This is a genomic window from Caproicibacter sp. (assembly GCF_046707225.1).
In the GTDB taxonomy this organism is placed as follows: domain Bacteria; phylum Bacillota; class Clostridia; order Oscillospirales; family Acutalibacteraceae; genus Caproicibacter.
This window is the reverse complement of the sequence record NZ_JBJKOP010000043.1, coordinates 1-19,947: the sequence shown is the minus strand read 5'-3', so window position 1 is coordinate 19,947 and position 19,947 is coordinate 1. Positions and strand designations below refer to the sequence as shown.

At 50.9% G+C, this 19,947-nt stretch carries 14 protein-coding genes, 3 tRNA genes and 2 rRNA genes; 13 read left to right on the top strand and 6 right to left on the bottom strand.

Translation table 11 applies throughout. The features are described 5' to 3' along the window. Positions 1-29: 29 nt before the first annotated feature. A complete protein-coding gene (licT, locus tag ACLQ3M_RS12280) occupies positions 30-881 on the bottom strand; it encodes a BglG family transcription antiterminator LicT (protein ID WP_411677974.1) in 852 nt (283 codons plus the stop codon). A gap of 549 nt (positions 882-1,430) precedes the next feature. Here licT and ACLQ3M_RS12275 point away from each other — a divergent pair. The 7 genes from ACLQ3M_RS12275 (at position 1,431) to ACLQ3M_RS12245 (ending at position 7,975) form a co-directional block, all read left to right on the top strand. After that, complete coding sequence (locus ACLQ3M_RS12275) at positions 1,431-2,204, top strand: DeoR/GlpR family DNA-binding transcription regulator (RefSeq protein WP_411677973.1); 774 nt, start codon at positions 1,431-1,433, stop codon at positions 2,202-2,204. Between the two features lie 45 nt (positions 2,205-2,249). Beyond that, positions 2,250-3,188 (top strand): 1-phosphofructokinase, encoded by a 939-nt coding sequence (gene pfkB, locus ACLQ3M_RS12270; protein WP_411677972.1) that lies wholly within the window; start codon positions 2,250-2,252, stop codon positions 3,186-3,188. Positions 3,189-3,226: 38 nt separating this feature from the next. Beyond that, a complete protein-coding gene (locus tag ACLQ3M_RS12265; RefSeq protein ID WP_411677971.1) occupies positions 3,227-4,633 on the top strand; it encodes a PTS fructose transporter subunit IIC in 1,407 nt (468 codons plus the stop codon). 74 nt (positions 4,634-4,707) lie between these two features. Continuing rightward, positions 4,708-5,166, top strand: a complete 459-nt coding sequence (locus ACLQ3M_RS12260) for a PTS sugar transporter subunit IIA (RefSeq protein WP_411677970.1) — start codon at positions 4,708-4,710, stop codon at positions 5,164-5,166. Between the two features lie 39 nt (positions 5,167-5,205). Then, a complete protein-coding gene (locus tag ACLQ3M_RS12255; protein WP_411677969.1) occupies positions 5,206-5,472 on the top strand; it encodes an HPr family phosphocarrier protein in 267 nt (88 codons plus the stop codon). A 63-nt stretch (positions 5,473-5,535) separates the two neighbouring features. Beyond that, positions 5,536-7,275 carry a phosphoenolpyruvate--protein phosphotransferase gene (ptsP, locus tag ACLQ3M_RS12250; RefSeq protein WP_411677968.1) on the top strand — a complete coding sequence of 580 codons (1,740 nt, stop codon included), beginning with the start codon at positions 5,536-5,538 and terminating at the stop codon, positions 7,273-7,275. A 100-nt stretch (positions 7,276-7,375) separates the two neighbouring features. After that, positions 7,376-7,975 (top strand): hypothetical protein, encoded by a 600-nt coding sequence (locus ACLQ3M_RS12245; RefSeq protein ID WP_411677967.1) that lies wholly within the window; start codon positions 7,376-7,378, stop codon positions 7,973-7,975. Between the two features lie 312 nt (positions 7,976-8,287). Here ACLQ3M_RS12245 and ACLQ3M_RS12240 read toward each other — a convergent pair whose 3' ends face one another. The 3 genes from ACLQ3M_RS12240 to ACLQ3M_RS12230 form a co-directional block, all read right to left on the bottom strand. Continuing rightward, positions 8,288-8,431, bottom strand: coding sequence for a hypothetical protein (locus ACLQ3M_RS12240; RefSeq protein ID WP_411677966.1), 144 nt, complete (start codon positions 8,429-8,431; stop codon positions 8,288-8,290). Positions 8,432-8,589: 158 nt separating this feature from the next. After that, positions 8,590-9,762, bottom strand: coding sequence for a YibE/F family protein (locus ACLQ3M_RS12235; RefSeq protein WP_411677965.1), 1,173 nt, complete (start codon positions 9,760-9,762; stop codon positions 8,590-8,592). An 88-nt stretch (positions 9,763-9,850) separates the two neighbouring features. Next, the gene (locus ACLQ3M_RS12230; RefSeq protein ID WP_411677964.1) at positions 9,851-11,428 is read right to left on the bottom strand and encodes a fibronectin type III domain-containing protein; all 1,578 of its coding nucleotides are present in this window, start codon (positions 11,426-11,428) and stop codon (positions 9,851-9,853) included. Between the two features lie 267 nt (positions 11,429-11,695). On the opposite strand from ACLQ3M_RS12230, the gene srtB reads away from it, so the two are divergent. Beyond that, positions 11,696-12,667 carry a class B sortase gene (gene srtB / locus ACLQ3M_RS12225; RefSeq protein ID WP_411677963.1) on the top strand — a complete coding sequence of 324 codons (972 nt, stop codon included), beginning with the start codon at positions 11,696-11,698 and terminating at the stop codon, positions 12,665-12,667. Positions 12,668-12,722: 55 nt separating this feature from the next. Here srtB and ACLQ3M_RS12220 read toward each other — a convergent pair whose 3' ends face one another. Further along, positions 12,723-13,112, bottom strand: coding sequence for a YkvA family protein (locus ACLQ3M_RS12220; RefSeq protein ID WP_411677962.1), 390 nt, complete (start codon positions 13,110-13,112; stop codon positions 12,723-12,725). Between the two features lie 6 nt (positions 13,113-13,118). Then, entirely contained in the window at positions 13,119-13,835 is a 717-nt protein-coding gene (locus tag ACLQ3M_RS12215; RefSeq protein ID WP_411677961.1) for a sulfite exporter TauE/SafE family protein, read from the bottom strand. A 498-nt stretch (positions 13,836-14,333) separates the two neighbouring features. On the opposite strand from ACLQ3M_RS12215, the gene ACLQ3M_RS12210 reads away from it, so the two are divergent. The 5 genes from ACLQ3M_RS12210 (at position 14,334) to ACLQ3M_RS12190 (ending at position 19,899) form a co-directional block, all read left to right on the top strand. Next, positions 14,334-15,852: ribosomal RNA gene (locus ACLQ3M_RS12210) — 16S ribosomal RNA — on the top strand. 248 nt (positions 15,853-16,100) lie between these two features. Continuing rightward, a tRNA-Ala gene (locus tag ACLQ3M_RS12205) sits at positions 16,101-16,176 on the top strand. A gap of 142 nt (positions 16,177-16,318) precedes the next feature. Further along, positions 16,319-16,395: transfer RNA gene (locus tag ACLQ3M_RS12200), tRNA-Ile, on the top strand. 444 nt (positions 16,396-16,839) lie between these two features. Next, a 23S ribosomal RNA gene (locus ACLQ3M_RS12195) occupies positions 16,840-19,678 on the top strand. The 16S and 23S rRNA genes sit together here with 3 tRNA genes alongside, the layout of an rRNA operon. Positions 19,679-19,823: 145 nt before the next feature. Further along, positions 19,824-19,899: transfer RNA gene (locus ACLQ3M_RS12190), tRNA-Lys, on the top strand. The last annotated feature ends 48 nt before the right edge of the window (positions 19,900-19,947 follow it).

Here is a 19,947-nt window from a genome sequence, read left to right as displayed (position 1 = left end):
AGCCAATATTGTTTTTTTCTTTGTCGGTGCTAATCCTTGTCGTTCACCAGTTTCCTTAGATGTACCATCAGGAAAAATATCTCTTCGTTGGACAGCATATGCCCGAAATTGCTCTTGATATAGCTTTGAATCCGCTTTGCGCACAAAAATTCCTTTTGATATTTATCCTGTGTAAATTTATGAATCATCAGCGAAAAATCGCTCTCGTCTTTGCTCATCGTCTGCCCTTTGAAAATGCGCTGCCCCAAAAATTTTAAATGGGTAATAAAGCGTCCGTAGTCCAAGGAATCCTGATTGAGAGTAATGCCGTAATTGTTTTCAACGATTTTTAGAATTCCCTCGATCATTTTCGTAATGCTCAACGCGTCGGAGATCCCGGTTTCCAGCTCGGCATTGACAAGATGCAGTGCGATAAACGCGGCCTCGTCTTCAGAAAGCTCCACGCCGAGTTTTTCTTTGATGGTGGCGACCGCATATTTTCCTTCGACAAATTCGGCGTGGTAAAAGTTCCGAATTTCCCACAGCATTTCGTTTTTGTATTCTAATCCTTCTTTTTTTCTCTCCAGCGCAAAACAAACGTGATCCGTTAAAGTGACATAAATATTCTGACTCAGCTTTTTTCCAAGATGCAGCTGCACGTTTTCAATGATTTCGGTGCAGACAGAGATATAATCCATGGGCATGCTTTTTACCAGTTCGATCAAATGATCGACTTGTTTCGGCGTATCCATACGATAAATTTTTTCTGTCTTTTCTTCCGGAATCAGGTCGCCTTTGGACTTATGAAAGCCTATCCCGAGCCCTCTGATAATGATTTCCTGATTGTCCTCGTCTTTGGAAATTACAAAATTATTGCTTATCACACGGGCAATTCTGTACATCTGCGGTTCCTTTCTTTCTCGCAGGCACTCGGTTTCCGCAAAAAGCACATTGAGCGGATCACCATGGGACTCACCGAGACGATTCTGCTAAAAAAAAAGACCAACATTGCAAACCCATTACCAGAAACGGATTCACTACAATGAAGGTCCTGCCTGGTCTAACCAGTCACAGCCATCTTAAATTACAAATTTATAATATCACAATATCTTTAAATAATCAATACGAAAGAACAAATTTGTGCTACATCCACAAAAAACCGCAGGCGTGATTTGGCACACTTTCAACTTCTTGTAAATCCACCCGGTCTTTAGCCAGTGAGAAAAAATTGAAGTATGACTGAAATTGACTAATTTAAAACGAATATGACTGAATTAAGAAAGTTATTAAGTGACAAAAGCACAAATATAGTTCTAATTTATTAGTTATAACTCAAAAAACAGAATCATAAAATAATATTGAGTATATTATTGACAAGTAAATGCTTCTGTGCTATTATAAACACGTCAAAAATAATCATAAACAATCAGAAACGGTTTTGGAGGTTTTCCATGTTTGAAGAAGAAAGGCTGCAGAAAATGGCCGAGTATGTGCAAAATAAGTCGAGGGCGTCGGTTCAGGAACTGTGTGTTCTGCTTCAGGTGTCGGAGTCGACGGTACGGCGCGACCTGACGGAATTGGAAAACCGCAATCTTTTGAAACGAACGCACGGCGGCGCGGTATATTTGAAGTCTGTGGGATTTGAGCCGACCTACAGTGAAAAAGAAGACCAGTATCGGGATGAAAAATCCCTGATTGCCAAAAAAGCGGCGGAGCTGATCTGTGAGGGGGACTCACTCCTGATAGACTCCGGGACCACAACGCTTTACTTGTCTTCCGAACTTTCCCGGTTCAAGGAGCTTACTGTGGTGACGAATTCGATTCTTCTGCTTCAAAAACTCGCCTCCATCCCCGGGATCACCTTGATGTCGACCGGCGGAACACTGCGCGCGAACACCATGGCTCTGGCCGGCCCGGCGGCGGAAGAATCGCTCGACCGCATCCGCGTTGACAAAGCGTTTATTGCGACGAACGGGTTCGACTTTAAAGTCGGCCTGACGACTCCGAATCTTGTGGAAGCGTCGACCAAGCAAAAAATGATGAGCGTCGCCGATCAGGTCTTCCTTATGGCGGACCATACAAAAATTGGCCGGGTATCTTTTGCACGGTTTGGCGGAGCGGCGGATATAGACGGCTGCATTACGGGGAATGCTATTACCGATGAACAGCGGAAGGAATTTCAAAAAAACAATGTCAAACTATATTTGGTCGACGAGAACGGCTAGCGCGGAAGGTCCGCGGCTCCAAGAGGAGGGAGATTTCGCTCAGACATGAAAAACAGTGTGGTAACGGTTACTCTGAATCCTTCCATCGACAAGACGATCGTGATTGAAAAACTGCTTCCGTACGGCCTGAACAGGGTGGTTCGTTCTCGGACTGACCCCGGTGGAAAAGGGATCAACGTAGCCAGAGTATTAAAAAATTTTGCAGTAGACGTAACGGTGACCGGACTGATTGCGGGTCAGCAGGGAAAGCTGCTGCTGGAGGCTTTGCAAAATGCCGGAATTCCCGCTGATTTTTTGGAAATCAAAGGGGAAACCCGTACAAATTTAAAAATTTTCGATGAAAGCGTCAACAAGACAACGGAGGTCAATGAGACCGGATTCCGTGTCTCACCCGAAGATCTTGCCCGCTTTCGGGAAAAATTTCAAAACTCAATCGAAAAGGCGGAAATCATCGTCCTCAGCGGAAGTCTTCCGCCGGGCGTTCCGCAGAATTTCTACTCCGACTGTATTGCCGCCGCAAAGGCGGCGGGAGAAAAAGTACTGCTGGATGCGGACGGCGGCGCGCTGGAGGAGGGAATTCGGGCAATCCCTTATGCGGTCAAGCCGAACCTTCAGGAACTGGAGGCGCTGAGCGGATGCAAATTTTCGGGAAAAAAAGATATTGCCGAGGCGGCCCGGCGCCTGACCGGGACGGGAATCGAAATCGTCATCGTCTCCATGGGCGCGGACGGCGCGGTGGTGGCGAACCGGGAGGAAGCCTATGCGGTCGATTCCTGGAACATTCCGGTTAAAAGCGCCACCGGAGCCGGGGATTCAATGGTGGCTGCCCTCGCCGGTTCGATCCTGAACAACAGCTCTCTGTATGAGATCGCAAAAATCACCACTGCGGCGGGAACCGTTACGGCGTCCAAGGAGGGAACCCTGATCTGTTCTCAGGAGGAAGTTACCCGGTCCCTGGATTATGTAACGGTGAGAAAAATTTAGGGCTTTATTCAATAACATATAGGATAGGGAGGATTTCTATGAAAAAGCTTTTAGCGGTAACGGCCTGCCCCACGGGAATCGCACATACCTATATGGCTGCTGAGGCATTGCAAAAAGCGGCCAAGGAAAAGAACGTTTCCATCAAGGTGGAAACGCGAGGCTCCGTCGGAGTGGAAAATCGGCTGAGCGAAGAAGAGATCGCCGAGGCTCACGCAATAATTGTTGCGGCCGACATGGATGCGGACGAGGAACGGTTCAAAGGAAAACCGGTTGTTCGCGTGGGGGCCGGCGCGGCGATCAAGGACCCCGGCGCGCTGATCGACCGGGCGCTTGCCATGAAGCCGTCCGAAAACACTTCGGTCGAGCGGGCAAAGACGGACTATGTGGAAAACGTACAGAAAATCAAGTCGGAGCGGAGTGCCGACAGAACGGGTCCTTACAAACACCTGATGTCCGGCGTATCCTTTATGATTCCGGTTGTTGTGGCGGGAGGCCTGACAATCGCCTGTTCCTTCCTGTTTGGAATTTACGCGTTCAAGCAGACGGGAACACTCGCCTGGGGACTGAAAACAATCGGCGATTCGGCGATGGGGTTGATGGTGACGGTACTTTCCGGCTACATTGCGTTTTCCATTGCAGACCGTCCCGGCCTTGCCCCAGGTCTGATCGGCGGCGCGCTTTCCTCCACGCTGGGGGCCGGATTCCTGGGCGGAATCTTCTCCGGCTTTCTCGCGGGGTATCTCGCCAAATTTCTGAAAGACAAACTGCGTTTGCCCAAAAGCCTGGAAAGCCTGAAACCGATTTTGATTATCCCGTTTCTGTCTACGCTCGTGGTAGGGCTTATGATGGTCTTTGTGATCGGCACGCCGTTCTCTATGCTGATGAACGCACTGGTCGCCTGGCTGAAGAACATGGGTACCGTCAACGCGATTTTGCTTGGGGTCATTATGGGGGCGATGATGGCGACCGATATGGGCGGCCCGATCAACAAAGCCGCCTACACGGTGGGAACCGCCCTGATCGCGAGCAGCGTCTACGCGCCGATGGCTGCTGTAATGGCGGCCGGCATGACTCCGCCCATCGGGCTGGCAATCGTGACCTTTGCTTCGAAGAAGAAATTTAACCGCGAGGAAAGAGAAGCGGGAAAGGCCGCTCTGGTTCTGGGGCTGTCTTTCATCACGGAGGGCGCGATCCCGTTCGCGGCGGCCGACCCGTTCCGCGTGATTCCGTCCTGCATGGTGGGCTCGGCGATTGCCGGCGGACTCTCTGAGGCTTTCGGGTGCCTGCTCAGAGCGCCTCACGGAGGGTTGTTCGTCATGCTGATTCCAAACGCGGTCAGCAATGTTTTCCTGTACCTGCTTGCCATTTTGATCGGCTCCGCCGTAACGGCGCTGATGGTTCTCGCTTTGAAGAGAGATAAAGTGAACGAAGAAAAAATAAAGTAAACACCTTTCTGCGGTTCCGCACCGGGGCCGCAGAAAAACTTGAATTCGGCCGTTTTGGCCTTTGGGGGATCGTTATGAATATTTCTGGCATTATGAATCAAAACATTATTTTTCTGGGGCTTTCGGCTTCCAGCCGCGAAGAGGCGGTCCGGGCCATGGCGGACGGCATGTTTCAAAACGGATATGTAACGGACAAGGAAAAATATCTCGCCGCGGTCCGGGAACGGGAAAACGAGGGGACCACGGGGATCGGTTTCGGGGTGGCGATCCCCCACGGAAAATCGGACGGCGTAAAGTCGCCCTGCCTTGCCTATGCCCGCCTTGCCGCTCCGGTCGACTGGAATTCCTTTGACGGCAAGCCGGTTACGAGCGTTTTTTTAATCGGAGTCCCGGAGAAAAACGCGGGCAACGACCACCTGAAAATTCTGATCGCGATTTCCAAACGGCTGATGCACGAGGATTTTCGCCAAAAGCTGGAACAGGCGGCAACGCCGGAAGAAATCCTGGAAGTCATTAAATCGATCGATGAATAATACAGGAAAAACAGGCGATTGTTTTGAAAGGATTTTACAATGCTGAATAAAAAATTTGTGATGAACTGCAAAGAAGGGTTTCATCTCAGACCCGCTCAGGTGCTGGTGGAGCAGGCGACGCCGTTTCAGTCGCGAATTGAGATCCAAAAAGCGGGCGGCGAAAAGGCCGACGCAAAAAGCATTCTGGGAATGATGAGCCTCGGGGTGGAGACGGGCGAAGATGTTGAGGTTTTCGCCGACGGGCCGGACGAAGCTGCCGCGATGGCCATGGTGGAAAAACTGTTTGCGACAAATTTTAACGAGTGAAGACGGCGGCTCCGCCACCGGCCGCAGGAAAATGATTCAAACATAATTTCGGAGAGTGATGGAATGTCTGAAAGAAGCTTTCAGGGAATCGGCGTATCCAGAGGAATCCGCCGGGGAAAAGTCCGTCTGTTTCAACACGGGACGAAGCCGGACGCTGAACGGAAAATTCAGCCGGGGGAAGCGGATGCGGAGACAGACCGTTTTAACCGGGCAGCCGAAAGGGCGGTCCGCGAAGTGGAGGAACTGATCGCGAAAACCGCCGGAAAACTGAAGGAAGAAGAACTTTCCGTTATCAGGGGGCAAAAGACCATCCTTTCCGATCCGGCATACTGTCCCGAAATCCGGAAGCTGATCCGTGAAGATCTTTTGAAACCGGAAAAAGCGGTCGGTCAGGTTACGGAAAAATACGCCGCCATCTTTGAAAACATGCAAAACAGCTATCTGCGCGAGCGCGCCGCGGATGTGCGCGACGCGGGGAACCGGCTGCTGGGAATCCTGACCGGCGCTGACCGGTCGGGCCTTGCGGCCATCGATCATCCCGTGATTCTGGTCGCCGACGACCTTTCTCCCTCCGACACCGTTCAGCTGAACCGGGACTTTATCCTGGCCTTTGCCACGGAGAAGGGAGGCAAAACTTCCCATACCTCTATTTTCGCCAAGTCGCTGCAGATTCCGGCTGTCGTTGGGCTCACCGGCATCCTTGAAGCTGTTTCGGATGGCGAAGAGCTGATTCTTGACGGAAGCGAAGGAATCTGTATTGCGGCTCCGGAGCCGGATACGGCAGCGAAGTATGAAAGAAAAGGGGAAGAAGAGCGAAAGAAAGAGGAGCTTTATCTCCGGTCCGCGCAACAGGATGCGAGGACTTCGGACGGAAAACGGATCGTTGTCGCCGCCAATATCGGCTCGTATGCCGACGCGGCTGCATCCGGACGGGAGGGCGCGGAGGCGGTTGGGCTGTTTCGAACGGAACAGGTTTATCTTTCCCGGCAGTCTTCCCCGGGGGAAGAAACGCAGTTTCAGGAGTATAAAAGAATCGCGGAATGCTATTCCCCGCGTGAAGCGATCGTCCGTACGCTCGATATCGGCGGTGATAAGAACGTGAAATATCTTGGCATTGCCGGTGAGGCGAATCCGTTTTTAGGGTACCGGGCAATTCGTCTCTGCCTTGACCGGAAAGAGCTTTTCCAAACCCAGCTTCGCGCGATTTTAAGGGCGAGCCGCTATGGAAAGCTGGCAATCATGTTCCCGATGATTTCGGATTATGAAGAGCTGGCTGCCGCAAAAGAAATGTTGGAAGAAGCGAAGGAACAGCTTGCAACAGAGGAGATTCCCATTGACGATCAGATCAAAACCGGAATGATGATCGAGGTTCCCTCCGCAGCCTTGATGGCGGATGTTCTGGCGAAGGAAGTCGATTTTTTCAGCATCGGAACCAATGACCTTGTTCAGTATTCTCTGGCGGTCGACCGGGGAAACAAGCAGGTATCCTATCTGTACGACTATTGTCATCCCGCCGTTGCAAGGCTGATCCGGCAGACGTCGGAGGCGGCGCATGCGAATCATATCCCGATCGGCATGTGCGGCTCAATGGCGGGGGATCCGCTTGCCGTTCCGCTGCTGATCGGCCTGGGCCTGGATGAGCTCAGCATGGCTTCGGATTCTATCGCCCAGGTCAAATATGAAATCGGCAGGCTTACGGTCGAAGCCTGCCGGAACCTGGCGGAAACAGCCGTCAGATGCAAATCTGCGCGGGAAGTCCGAGAGCTGCTTCTGGATTTCCGCTCCGCGGTGATCAAATTTTAGCGATGTGCCTGTTCGCAGATTCCGAGAGTTTCTTCGAAGCGTATTAAAAGAAAAACGGAGACTGTGGGGTATCTTGAATAGAACCAGGTAATTCTCTTCTTTGAAGGCACGTGAAACTCCAGCTGAAACTTCGGTTCCAACCCCGGCTCCGACTCCTGCTCCACAGGCAGTTCCCTCCGCCCCGACGAATAATTCTTCTGCTTCAACCCTTAAAAGTGATACCGGGGCAAATCTGACCCTTGGAACAAATGAAAGCTATGTATTTAAAATCACCTCCATGAACGGCAAGAAACCGAATTTTACTGTCGCAGGAAAATCCTTTAAGGTGGCAGCGGCGGGAAAAAAAGGCACGGATTATTTTTTCAAGGTGACAGCGGTTGGTAAGGAAGGAGACTCGGCGGGTGTCTATATTAACGGTGCTAAAACTCCCGTTACGGTTCTTTCTATTAAAAATGTTGTTACGATTGATACAGGCAAGGACATTAAAGTACAAGCCGGTAAAGCCTATCAGTTTAAGGTTACCTCTAATGCAAAGCCGGATTTTTGCTCTGGCAATTCTTCTGTGTTTAAAGTTTCCTATAACGGTCATCAGGGAAACAATTATTTCTTTATCGTAAAGGCAGTTGGAAAAGCTGGTCAGGGGGCCGGATTCTATCTGAATCATTCAAAAGTGCCGGTAACGGTTGGAACTATTGGATAAATTCTTCAGTTGAATCAAAAGTCACCCCCGGTAAAAGCCGGGGGTGTTTCGTATGCGAGCAAATGAATTTTGCGCTTCGGTTTGCTTCGGGTTGTTTATTCATAGAGCAAGGGCAAGGAAAGCGTACAGCTTACCTTGCCCTTGTTCCGTTACCGTCGCAGGCGATACTGTACAGCGGAACCCCCAATTTGCTATTCGGAATAGTATCTTTTTAAAGCTGCGCCCTTTTTATGTAGTGCCGGATTTATTTTCATGTTCGTTCTGCTTCCTCATACACATGCGGGGTACAGCTTCCTTATCCCGAATGGCTTGCTATTCCAGTTCCGGGCTTTTGTCCGGATCGGGTATCCGGTTTTCAATTGTTTTCAGCTCGGAGTAAATGATTGCCTGATTTTTTACAACGGCAGTCAGATTCTGGTTTAACCACTCCAGCTGCTTCTTTAGTTCTTCGTCCATTTCCTAATACCTCCGATACAGATTTGACCTTTTTTCGGTCAAATAAATTGTATCGAAAAAATTACGATTATGTAGAAAAGTAGGGCAGGAGTGAACTAAAAATTCAATAAATACCCTTTAGGCCGTCAGATGTGAAAGGCTTTCCCCGCGGCGCCTTGTTACGCGCGTTTTGGTTTCTCGAGCAGCGGCATCAGTTTCGCGGAAAGAAGAGAGACCAGCGGCACGGTAAGAACGACGGCGGAGCTTCCCGTGAGCGCCTGGATGATTTCCGCCGCGATATGATTGGAGTTCATTACCTGCTGATACGGCATGTTGTAGGTATAAATCTGAATCATCATCACGAGGGAAGAACCGGTGAACGCCAGAATCAGTGTGTTTGCCATCGTGCCCATCATATCGCGGCCGACATTCATGCCGGAAGAAAATAAAGTCCGGGCATCGGTTTCCGGATTGCTGCGATAGATTTCATTCATGGAAGAGGCCACGGAGATGGCAACATCCATGACCGCCCCGAGCGATGAAATCAGAACGGCGGCAAAAAACAGGCTGCCTACCTTCAGCCCGCTGTGGGAAGAAATCGCCAGCAGGGAGTCTGTGTCGGAAAACGTGTAGCCGGAGGTTTGAGTCAGACAGCTGAAAATCTGGGCAATCCCCGCTGAAACGGCGACTCCGCCGAGGGTGCCCAGAATTGCAATCAGTGTTTTTCGTTCGATCCCCCCCACCAACGGAAGAGTGACGCAGGAGGTAACGGCGGAGAAGATCAGGACGGCGGCAGCGGGGGAAAGACCTTGGTACAGCAGGGGCACAAAAATGAAAATGACGCTTGTCATCGTAAATCCGATGGCCACGACCGACTGAAAGCCGCGTTTCCCGCCGATGAAGCAGAGCAGCAGGACGAAAAGAACCGCCATTGCGTAAAGATAGGGGGTTCGGTGCGGGGAGTTGGGATTGATATTAACGGTTCCGCCGTCACCCGTTGCGCTCACGGAAACAATGATGGTCTGCCCGGCTTTTAACTTGTAATTGGTATCGTAGTTCAGATTATTGACAATGTGGTAGCTTCTGCCTTGAAAATTACCCGTCAGAATTTTTACCGTGACATTCTGAGAGCCGACCAGCAGTTCCGGATGGATTTCGTCTTTTTTCGCGCTTTCAGAATCGATTGAGATCACGCTCGCCTGCTCAAAGGAAATCTGATCGTTTCCCGACAGGCTGTAAGGATTGTAATAAGCCTGGTGGCGGCTGACGGAATAGGCAAATACGGTATAAGCGGCCAGAATCAGCAGCAGAAGGGCCGGTTTCCATTTCTCTTTGATTTCAATACGCGGCACTGCGCATACCCCGCCTTTTCTTTCAATTTATAATAACAACCCCGTTTCACAATCAGTGCAACGGGGTTGTTTTGATACAGGAAGCGGATTAGCTGCGGGCAGTCGGTTTTTTTCGAAGGGCTGCGATGCATCCGGCGGCTACGATCAGCGCAAGCGCCGCAAGCGCCGCATACAGGTATGTGCCGCCTTCCCTGTCGCCCGTTTTGGGATTGGAGGCCGTGGAAGCGGGGGTTGTTGTTGAAACTGCGGCCGTTGGGGACGCGGAGGTCTTGGTGATGGTATAGGTGTCGATCGGCGTGTCGGAGCTTGTTGTATAGGTTGTCAGCGTAAAGGTATCGCCGGTGACTTTTGCGTAAGTGTAGGTCGGTTCGTTGTTCTGCCAGCCGGCCGCGCTGAAGGAGTGATCCGCTGTGGCGTTGTATTTATAGTATTTGCTGCCGCTGCCGGAATCAAGCGTAAGGTACACGGTCCCTTTCGGATTGGTCACCTGACCTTTTTTAACCGTGCTGACGGCGGACCCGCCATACATTTGATAAGTGCGGGTGTAGTAATGGTCGTGGCCGTTCAGCACAATATCGATCTGGTATTTGTCCATCAGCTTCGTCCAGTTTTTGCGCATGAACATCGTGTCGTCATCCGCTGAAGTCGCACCGTCGTGGTTGGCTTCGCTGTAAGGCGCCTGATGGAAAGAAACCACCTTCCATTTTGCGCCTTTGTTCGCGTCGATTGCCTGTTTCAGAAAGGCGTCGTGCGCGGAAACGTCATAGAAGTTGTTGCCTTCCAGCACCAGAAACAGCGTGTTGCCGTAACGGAACCAGTAATCTCCGTTGTTGTCGTCCACATTGTTTGTTTTGGTCTGCCCCAGGGTGGAAAGATTGGGCTGATTGTAATGGAAGCTGTAATACTTGCCCATCTGGAAGTCGTGATTGCCGGAATAGGCAGCCAGAATATGGGTTTGCAGATAATCAACCGAGGAATCGGGGTTGAAAAATGCGTTGTATTCCTTTTGCTGCGTATACAGATGGTCGTAATTGTTTACCTGGTCGCCCATGGAAAACAGGAAGTTCAGGGAAGGATACTTCGAATATACTTTTTTGAGCGTGTTTGCCCAGCCGGCCTGATCGTTGGCCAGATTTCCGCTTGCACCCATCTGGGGATCGCCGAAAGCCGCAAAGCTGAATCCGTCCTTGGCGGATTTTGTCTGGAACGTATATGTTTTGCTCCAGTTTGTCCCGTCTCCTACTCGATAGGTATAGGAGGTATTCGGAACAAGCCCGCCGACCGTAACTTTGTCGGAGTATTCATCCGAAAGGGCCGCGCCGCTTTCATCCTGAAAAGAACCGATGGACTGATCGGTGTTTTTGGGATTGTCAAGAACACCTTCCGTCGCCGTCATCTTTGCGACGGTTGCCTGTTTTGTCGAGCTTGCGGGGAAACTGTTGTTCTTCATGTCGCTTGTTTTCGCAATCTGAAGCTGTCCGGCGGCGGAATTGCCGCTTTGCCAGCAAAACCGTACTTCCGTTTCCGCACTTCCGATTCCGATCGTAATGTTGTAGGGAGCCGCGGCTGAAGCCGCCTGGGCCGGGATTCCGAGCGCAGCGCCCATCACTGTTATGGCACAAAACGCCGCCGCAATGGTTTTGACCGCTTTTTGACGAATCAACATTGATTGAACCTCCTCTTTCAAATGAGTGACTTAACAGCGTTATTGTAGCCTTTGCAAATGGGAAGCCGGTTACATTCCTGTTAATTTCTGTTAAACTCTTGATGACCTTTAGGATTTAACACGAATTTAAAATCAAACGCGTTGATCTCCTGTTCGCCGCATGATAGGATTATTTTGGAACAGCAAAAATTGAATCCGTTGTAAGGTCTGATGTCAATGCGTCTTTTCGACTGCTTTTTGCGGTTGAAACAAATTGCGGATAAGAGAATGAAGCCTGTCGCCGAACAGTTGTCGGGCTTGTCTCCTTATTACTATGTTTTGTTTGCCTGCGCCCTTTCTTTCGCGGTCTGTACTCAAATCCTGATTTCACGCCAGATACTTCCGTCTTTTCGTTCCAAATCCGATTTGGCCGAAGCCCGTTCCTGCTATCGGCCCGCTGCAAGCAGCGCCGCGACATGGACCGGCAGTCAGAGCGTTCCGCCGGCAGCGGAACCGAAGGCGGCACCTGATCCGTTTGATCAGCTGAAAGCTGTGAACCGCGACGTGACGGGATGGATTACCCTGCCGGGAACAGAGATTGATTACCCGGTCCTTCTGGCGCCGTCGGGTTCGCCTGATTTTTACCTGACCCATGACTGGGAAAAAAACGAAACCAAATACGGAAGTATTTTTATGCTGAGCTCCGATTCGGCGGGCAAACAGCTGAAAAATACGATATTATACGGGCACAGTATGAAGGATGGAAGCATGTTCGCCCCTTTGCTGAACTATGAAAGCCTTGCTTTTTATCGTGCCCATCCTGTTGTTCTGTATCAGAAAGGCGGCAAAAAGGCCTGCTGGAAAATTTTTGCGGTCATGAAAGTCAATACGGACTCGGCTCAGGGAAAGCCATTTGATTATCAAAAAACCTCCTTTTCCTGTGAAGAAGATTTTTTGGAATACCTTTATCAGGTTCGGATCCGTTCTGTTTTTAAATTGCCGGTTGATATCAAGCCGTCTGATGATATTATAACGCTTTCCACCTGTTCCTACGAATTTGAGGGATTCCGGACGGTGGTGTTTGCGCGGCGCGTCCGGGACTCGGAAAAAGAGAGTGTAAAGGGATCGGAAGCGGTAAAGAATCCCGAAGTTCTGTATCCCGACTGCTGGTACAAGAGGTTCGGCGGGGAGCCGCCTGTCCTGCCAGATTTTCAGGATGCAATGCGCAGCGGAAAGCTGACCTGGCTGAAAAAGAATTGAACATTGTGTAAAAGATAAAAGCTCTTTACCGATCGAATTCGGCAAAGAGCTTTTATCATGACAGGAGGGGGATGGCCCCGGGCAGGAACTTCGCTGTGATCCAGACTAAAAACAGCAGCCAGATGAGCAGAATCGGCAGGGCATACCGCCATTTTTTCGAATTACCGTCCGACCGGCGATTTTTGGCTTCCTGCCGGCAGTTGTTCATGATTTCGTTTGGAATCAGCTTTACTGTCAGCGCAATCATCGCAGGCAGAATAATCAGGTCGTCCAGATAGCCCAGAAGAGGGATAAAATCCGGGATGAGATCGATGGGCGACAGAGCATAGGCTACCGTAACGCCGGCGCACAGCTTTGCCGCCAAGGGCGTTTCCCGATGCCTCAGTGCAAGGTACAGCGCGGGAATATCTGTTTTTAACTGTTTGGCTCGTTTTTTCAAATCCATACCGTATTACGTGCCGGTGATCAGCATAGTTACGCCGATGATGCCCAGAAAAACGGCGACATATTTCTGATATTTGGCTTTCTCCATTTTTCGAATCATTTTATTTGAACAGAACGAGCCGATGATCATGGCAACCCCCATCAGCAGGCCGATGATTAAGGAGTCCCGGTCTATTCCCAGCAGCTTGCTGTACAAAACGGTCTTTAAAATATGCATTGCCGTGGCGGTTGCGGCTTCGCTTGCAATATATGCAACCGGAGGCAGCCCAAGAGTTAAGAAAACGGCGGCGCCGATTGGTCCGCCGCTTCCGGCCAGGCCGGAGAGCAGCCCAACGGCTGCCCCGCCGGCCAATATGGTTTTGTTACCGGGCTTCAGATCAATTTTCAGCAGCAGCTTAAAGAATACGAATGCAATCAGGACGCCGCCGATTGCTCTTGTCACAAACCCGGAGGGAAGGACGGAAAAACCAAACGCGCCCAGTGCGGCGCCGGGCAATGCTGTGATACAAAAAAGACCGACCGGCGGCCAGTCAATCTGCCTGAATCCGAATATCATGCGGGACAGATTGCCGATTAATTGCGCGATGGTAAGCACAGGGACGGCAGTCTGGACGCCGACATATGCGGTAACAGCCGGCAAAAGTAAAAGAGCGCCGCCGAATCCCGCCGTTCCCGATATGAAAGAGGCTATCAAACTTGCGAGGATTAAAACACAGAATTTCATAAATACCTCTATATGGTCTCATTATTAATAGTATAATAAGAAATGAAGGAAAAGAAAAGACAATTTCCAGAGATTTCTTTGTATGAAACCCTAGACAAATCAAAAAAATTGTGTTATGATCTAATTCCGCTCTTGAAGCGGGTCGCAATCTGTAAAAGACTGTTGACAAAGCGAGCATGTTGTGATATTATAAAAAACCCGCACAGTTAATGAATAACAAAACTTCAAAAAATTGTGATCGGGTGTTGACAAACAGAGATCAACATGCTATACTAATAAAGTTGCTCGCCGAGATACACAAAGCGGGCATGGGACCTTGAAAATTAAACAACGAGACGATAAAGAAGGAACCCGTAAAGATTTCGAGAGTAAAAGTACTTTCGGACGAAAAGAGAGGGAAACTCTTTCAAAAAACCAAAAGATACGTTAGTGTATCGACTGAAGAGCCGAAACGACTCTAAGTATAGATATAAACGCCTTCGGGTGATTATATACCATATTTTAGAGAGTTTGATCCTGGCTCAGGACGAACGCTGGCGGCGTGCCTAACACATGCAAGTCGAACGGAAACAGATTGAAGCTTGCTTTGAGCTGTTTTAGTGGCGGACGGGTGAGTAACGCGTGAGGAACCTGCCTTTCAGAGGGGGATAACGTCTGGAAACGGACGCTAATACCGCATGACATTTTGTTGCCGCATGGTGATAAAATCAAAGGAGCAATCCGCTGAGAGATGGACTCGCGTCCGATTAGCCAGTTGGCGGGGTAACGGCCCACCAAAGCGACGATCGGTAGCCGGGCTGAGAGGCTGAACGGCCACATTGGGACTGAGACACGGCCCAGACTCCTACGGGAGGCAGCAGTGGGGGATATTGCACAATGGAGGAAACTCTGATGCAGCAACGCCGCGTGAGGGAAGAAGGTTTTCGGATTGTAAACCTCTGTCCTCAGGGACGATAATGACGGTACCTGAGGAGGAAGCTCCGGCTAACTACGTGCCAGCAGCCGCGGTAATACGTAGGGAGCAAGCGTTGTCCGGATTTACTGGGTGTAAAGGGTGCGTAGGCGGCACTGCAAGTCAGGTGTGAAAACCATGGGCTTAACTTATGGATTGCACTTGAAACTGTGGTGCTTGAGTGAAGTAGAGGCAGGCGGAATTCCCGGTGTAGCGGTGAAATGCGTAGAGATCGGGAGGAACACCAGTGGCGAAGGCGGCCTGCTGGGCTTTAACTGACGCTGAGGCACGAAAGCATGGGTAGCAAACAGGATTAGATACCCTGGTAGTCCATGCCGTAAACGATGATTACTAGGTGTGGGGGGTCTGACCCCTTCCGTGCCGGAGTTAACACAATAAGTAATCCACCTGGGAAGTACGACCGCAAGGTTGAAACTCAAAGGAATTGACGGGGGCCCGCACAAGCAGTGGAGTATGTGGTTTAATTCGAAGCAACGCGAAGAACCTTACCAGGTCTTGACATCCAACTAACGAAGCAGAGATGCATCAGGTGCCCTTCGGGGAAAGTTGAGACAGGTGGTGCATGGTTGTCGTCAGCTCGTGTCGTGAGATGTTGGGTTAAGTCCCGCAACGAGCGCAACCCTTGTGATTAGTTGCTACGCAAGAGCACTCTAATCAGACTGCCGTTGACAAAACGGAGGAAGGTGGGGACGACGTCAAATCATCATGCCCCTTATGACCTGGGCTACACACGTACTACAATGGCCGTTAACAACGGGAAGCGAAGCCGCGAGGCGGAGCAAAACCCCAAAAACGGTCTCAGTTCGGATCGCAGGCTGCAACCCGCCTGCGTGAAGCTGGAATTGCTAGTAATCGCGGATCATCATGCCGCGGTGAATACGTTCCCGGGCCTTGTACACACCGCCCGTCACACCATGGGAGCCGGTAATACCCGAAGTCGGTAGCCTAACCGCAAGGAAGGCGCCGCCGAAGGTAGGATTGGCGACTGGGGTGAAGTCGTAACAAGGTAGCCGTATCGGAAGGTGCGGCTGGATCACCTCCTTTCTATGGAGACCCGAGCAGATGAAACACTCTGTTCCAACATCCTAGGTCGGTTACGGATGACTGAATTATCCAATCGTTGTTTAATTTTGAAGGCCCCAAGCTGAGCTTGGAGGCACGGCCCGCCGGTGAGAATCGGTTGGAAAGTACCTTTAAGTGGCGGGACAGTCTGAAAAGGCTCCCGGAATCAGCAAAAGGAACTTCAAAGAGAAAAACAGAGAAGAACCAAACAGTTGAATAACTTCCTACATGGGGGTATAGCTCAGCTGGGAGAGCGCCTGCTTTGCAAGCAGGAGGTCAACGGTTCGATCCCGTTTATCTCCACCAGCGGACGAAGTCCGCGGTTACGACGCGCCGGAGCGACTCAGAAATGAAACGCTTGCAGTCGCGGAAAGAGCCGCAGAGGAAGTCCGCAAAAAACTGGCTATAGTGGCAGAAAGACCGGATAGCCTCAAAGCCGGAGAAATATGGGCTTATAGCTCAGCCGGTTAGAGCGCACGCCTGATAAGCGTGAGGTCGGTGGTTCGAGTCCACTTAAGCCCACCAGCAGGCTGAGCCTGCATGCACGACGCGCCGAAGCATTCTGGAGACAGGAAGCGGAATGTCGCGGAAATGGATGCGGCAAAAGTCTGAAAACGGCAAACAGGAAGCGAAAGCGGAATGGGAGCCAAAATTACATACGGGGTTTCAGTCCGCGACGGCGAGTTTGGGAAACCGAAAAGTTGAAAGCGCGACGAAAGACACTGTGTGTTCATATGATGTTCTGGTCCATGCAAATGGAAAAGGATGTTGTGTGTAATCTGATGGCTGGGAAAGGCCGCGACAGGTAAGGTTCTTTGAACTGAAAGCTGACCCGCGACGTGCGTCAACCTCAGGTTGTACCTTGAAAACTGAATAAAGCGAGAAGCAGATAAAGCGAGAAAAAGTTGTTATTCTAAGAAGATTCATCTGATAGAAAAACTACAATTTTGAAGAACCAAAGAATCACATGGTCAAGCTACAAAGAGCGCAAGGGGAATGCCTTGGCACTGGGAGCCGAAGAAGGACGCGGCTAACTGCGAAAAGCTATGGGGAGCCGTAAGCAGGCATTGATCCATAGGTGTCCGAATGGAGCAATCCGGCTGGAGTCATGTCCAGTCACCGTGCAGTGAATTCATAGCTGCACGGGGGGAACCGCCTGAACTGAAACATCTAAGTAGGGCGAGGAAAAGAAATCAACCGAGATTCCGCAAGTAGTGGCGAGCGAACGCGGAAGAGGCCAAACCGTGGGCAGCAATGCCCGCGGGGTGTGGACAGCCAAAAAGTACGCAATCCTGAGCAGAACGGCATGGAAAGGCCGACGAAAGAGTGTGAAAGTCACGTATGCGAAGGGAAAGCGCAGTGGGCTGTATCCCGAGTACTGCCGGACACGTGAAACCCGGTGGGAACATGGGGGGACCACCCTCCAAGCCTAAATACTACCCAGTGACCGATAGTGAAGAGTACTGTGAAGGAAAGGTGAAAAGCACCCCGGAAGGGGAGTGAAATAGAACCTGAAACCTTGTGCTTACAAGCACCGAGAGCCCGTCAATGGGTGATCGGGTACCTTTTGTAGAATGGTCCGGCGAGTGAATGTAACTGGCAAGGTTAAGTCCTTCAGGGACGGAGCCGCAGGGAAACCAAGTCTGAACAGGGCGTATGAAGTCAGTTGTATTCGACCCGAAACCGGGTGACCTACCCATGTCCAGGTTGAAGTGGGGGTAAAACCCCATGGAGGACCGAACCGACTCCCGTTGAAATGGTAGCGGATGAGGTGTGGGTAGCGGAGAAATTCCAATCGAACCCGGAGATAGCTGGTTCTCTCCGAAATAGCTTTAGGGCTAGCCTCGTATTAGATTACCGGAGGTAAAGCACTGAATGGTCTAGGGGCCGAAAGGCTACCGAAGCCTATCAAACTCAGAATGCCGGATAATTGATGTACGGGAGTCAGACAGTGTGAGATAAGTTTCATTGTCGAAAGGGAAACAGCCCAGACCCACAGCTAAGGTCCCTAAACACGGTTAAGTGGCAAAGGATGTGGGGTTGCTTAGACAACCAGGATGTTGGCTCAGAAGCAGCCATTCATTAAAAGAGTGCGTAATAGCTCACTGGTCGAGTGACCCTGCGCCGAAAATTCAACGGGGCTAAAATCGTGTACCGAAGCTTGGGAATCAATAGCAATATTGATTGGTAGGAGAGCGTTGAATGAGAGTTGAAGTCGGAGCGGAAGCGCCGGTGGATTTCATTCAAGTGAGAATGCCGGAATGAGTAGCGAGAAATATGTGAGAATCATATTGGCCGAAAGTCTAAGGATTCTGGAGGAAGGTTCGTCCGCTCCAGGTAAGCCGGGAGCTAAGGTGAGGCCGAGAGGCGTAGCCGATGCACATACGGTTGACATTCCGTAGCCGCAGAAGGATTTAAGTAAGATGACACCTGCAAAGGGCATGACCCGGGCGTTGGTTGACCCGGGCGTAAGGGACCGAAATCAAGTAGGGAAGCATGCGTAGAGCAGGGCGAGAAAAGTCTTATGGGATATCCGATGCGCCCGTACCGCAAACCGACACAGGTAGACAGGAAGAAGATTCCAAGGCCAACGGGAGAAGGGTAGTTAAGGAACTCGGCAAATTGACCCCGTAACTTAGGGATAAGGGGTGCCTCAGAAATGAGGCCGCAGAGAATAGGCCCAGGCGACTGTTTAGCAAAAACACAGGTCTCTGCCAAATCGAAAGATGACGTATAGGGGCTGACACCTGCCCGGTGCTGGAAGGTTAAGAGGAGATGTGCAAGCATTGAATTGAAGCCCCAGTAAACGGCGGCCGTAACTATAACGGTCCTAAGGTAGCGAAATTCCTTGTCGGGTAAGTTCCGACCCGCACGAAAGGTGTAACGATCTGGGCACTGTCTCAATTACCCGCCCGGCGAAATTGTAGTACCGGTGAAGATGCCGGTTACCCGCGACAAGACGGAAAGACCCCATGGAGCTTTACTGTAGTTTAATATTGGGTTTCGGTAATTTATGTACAGGATAGGTGGGAGACTGTGAAGCGGTGGCGCTAGCTATCGTGAAGTCACCCTTGGGATACCACCCTTAAGTTGCTGAAATTCTAACCTGCGGCCGTGAATCCGGCCGGGGGACATTGTTAGACGGGCAGTTTGACTGGGGCGGTCGCCTCCAAAAGAGTAACGGAGGCGCTCAAAGGTCAGCTCAGCACGGACGGAAACCGTGCCATAGAGTGTAAACGCGTAAGCTGGCCTGACTGCGAGGATGACGGTCCGAGCAGAAACGAAAGTTGGAGTTAGTGATCCGGCGGTATGAGAGTGGAATTGCCGTCGCTCAACGGATAAAAGCTACCCTGGGGATAACAGGCTGATCTCCCCCAAGAGTCCACATCGACGGGGAGGTTTGGCACCTCGATGTCGGCTCATCACATCCTGGGGCTGTATTCGGTCCCAAGGGTTCGGCTGTTCGCCGATTAAAGTGGTACGCGAGCTGGGTTCAGAACGTCGTGAGACAGTTCGGTCCCTATCTGTCGTGGGCGCAGGATATTTGAGGAGAGCTGTCCTTAGTACGAGAGGACCGGGATGGACGCACCTCTGGCGCACCAGTTGTCATGCCAATGGCACAGCTGGGCAACTATGTGCGGATCGGATAAACGCTGAAAGCATCTAAGCGTGAAGCCGACTCCAAGATTAGATATCCCACAGCATAAGCTGGTAAGGCCCCTTGAAGACTACAAGGTTGATAGGCTGCGTGTGTAAGCACGGTAACGTGTTCAGCTTGGCAGTACTAATAGGCCGAGGGCTTGACCATATTTTTGGTTCGCCCGTTCATTTAAACTTTTCTGCTTCAAGTTTTGTTCAGTTTTGAGGGTACGATATGTATCTGAAAAGCAGCGGGAAGTTCCCGTAAGCCGATGGTTTAGTCGCCGGAGGCGCGTGCTGACCGCATGGTCTATGCACCATTAGCTCAGTTGGTAGAGCACCTGACTCTTAATCAGGGTGTCCCGGGTTCGAATCCCTGATGGTGCACCAAGTGGAAGTCGGAAAGGGGTCAGGGACCCTGACCTCCGTGCCGGCTGA

Bases quoted from the DNA above. Each gene is read 5' to 3' on its own strand.
- ACLQ3M_RS12240 (WP_411677966.1), bottom strand. From the start codon at position 8,431: ATGGACGAAGAACTAAAGAAGCAGCTGGAGTGGTTAAACCAGAATCTG.
- ACLQ3M_RS12260 (WP_411677970.1), top strand. From the start codon at position 4,708: ATGAATATTTCTGGCATTATGAATCAAAACATTATTTTTCTGGGGCTT.
- ACLQ3M_RS12255 (WP_411677969.1), top strand. From the start codon at position 5,206: ATGCTGAATAAAAAATTTGTGATGAACTGCAAAGAAGGGTTTCATCTC.
- ACLQ3M_RS12275 (WP_411677973.1), top strand. From the start codon at position 1,431: ATGTTTGAAGAAGAAAGGCTGCAGAAAATGGCCGAGTATGTGCAAAAT.
- ACLQ3M_RS12220 (WP_411677962.1), bottom strand. From the start codon at position 13,112: ATGGATTTGAAAAAACGAGCCAAACAGTTAAAAACAGATATTCCCGCG.
- srtB (WP_411677963.1), top strand. From the start codon at position 11,696: ATGAAGCCTGTCGCCGAACAGTTGTCGGGCTTGTCTCCTTATTACTAT.
- ACLQ3M_RS12265 (WP_411677971.1), top strand. From the start codon at position 3,227: ATGAAAAAGCTTTTAGCGGTAACGGCCTGCCCCACGGGAATCGCACAT.
- licT (WP_411677974.1), bottom strand. From the start codon at position 881: ATGTACAGAATTGCCCGTGTGATAAGCAATAATTTTGTAATTTCCAAA.
- ACLQ3M_RS12230 (WP_411677964.1), bottom strand. From the start codon at position 11,428: ATGTTGATTCGTCAAAAAGCGGTCAAAACCATTGCGGCGGCGTTTTGT.
- ptsP (WP_411677968.1), top strand. From the start codon at position 5,536: ATGTCTGAAAGAAGCTTTCAGGGAATCGGCGTATCCAGAGGAATCCGC.
- pfkB (WP_411677972.1), top strand. From the start codon at position 2,250: ATGAAAAACAGTGTGGTAACGGTTACTCTGAATCCTTCCATCGACAAG.
- ACLQ3M_RS12215 (WP_411677961.1), bottom strand. From the start codon at position 13,835: ATGAAATTCTGTGTTTTAATCCTCGCAAGTTTGATAGCCTCTTTCATA.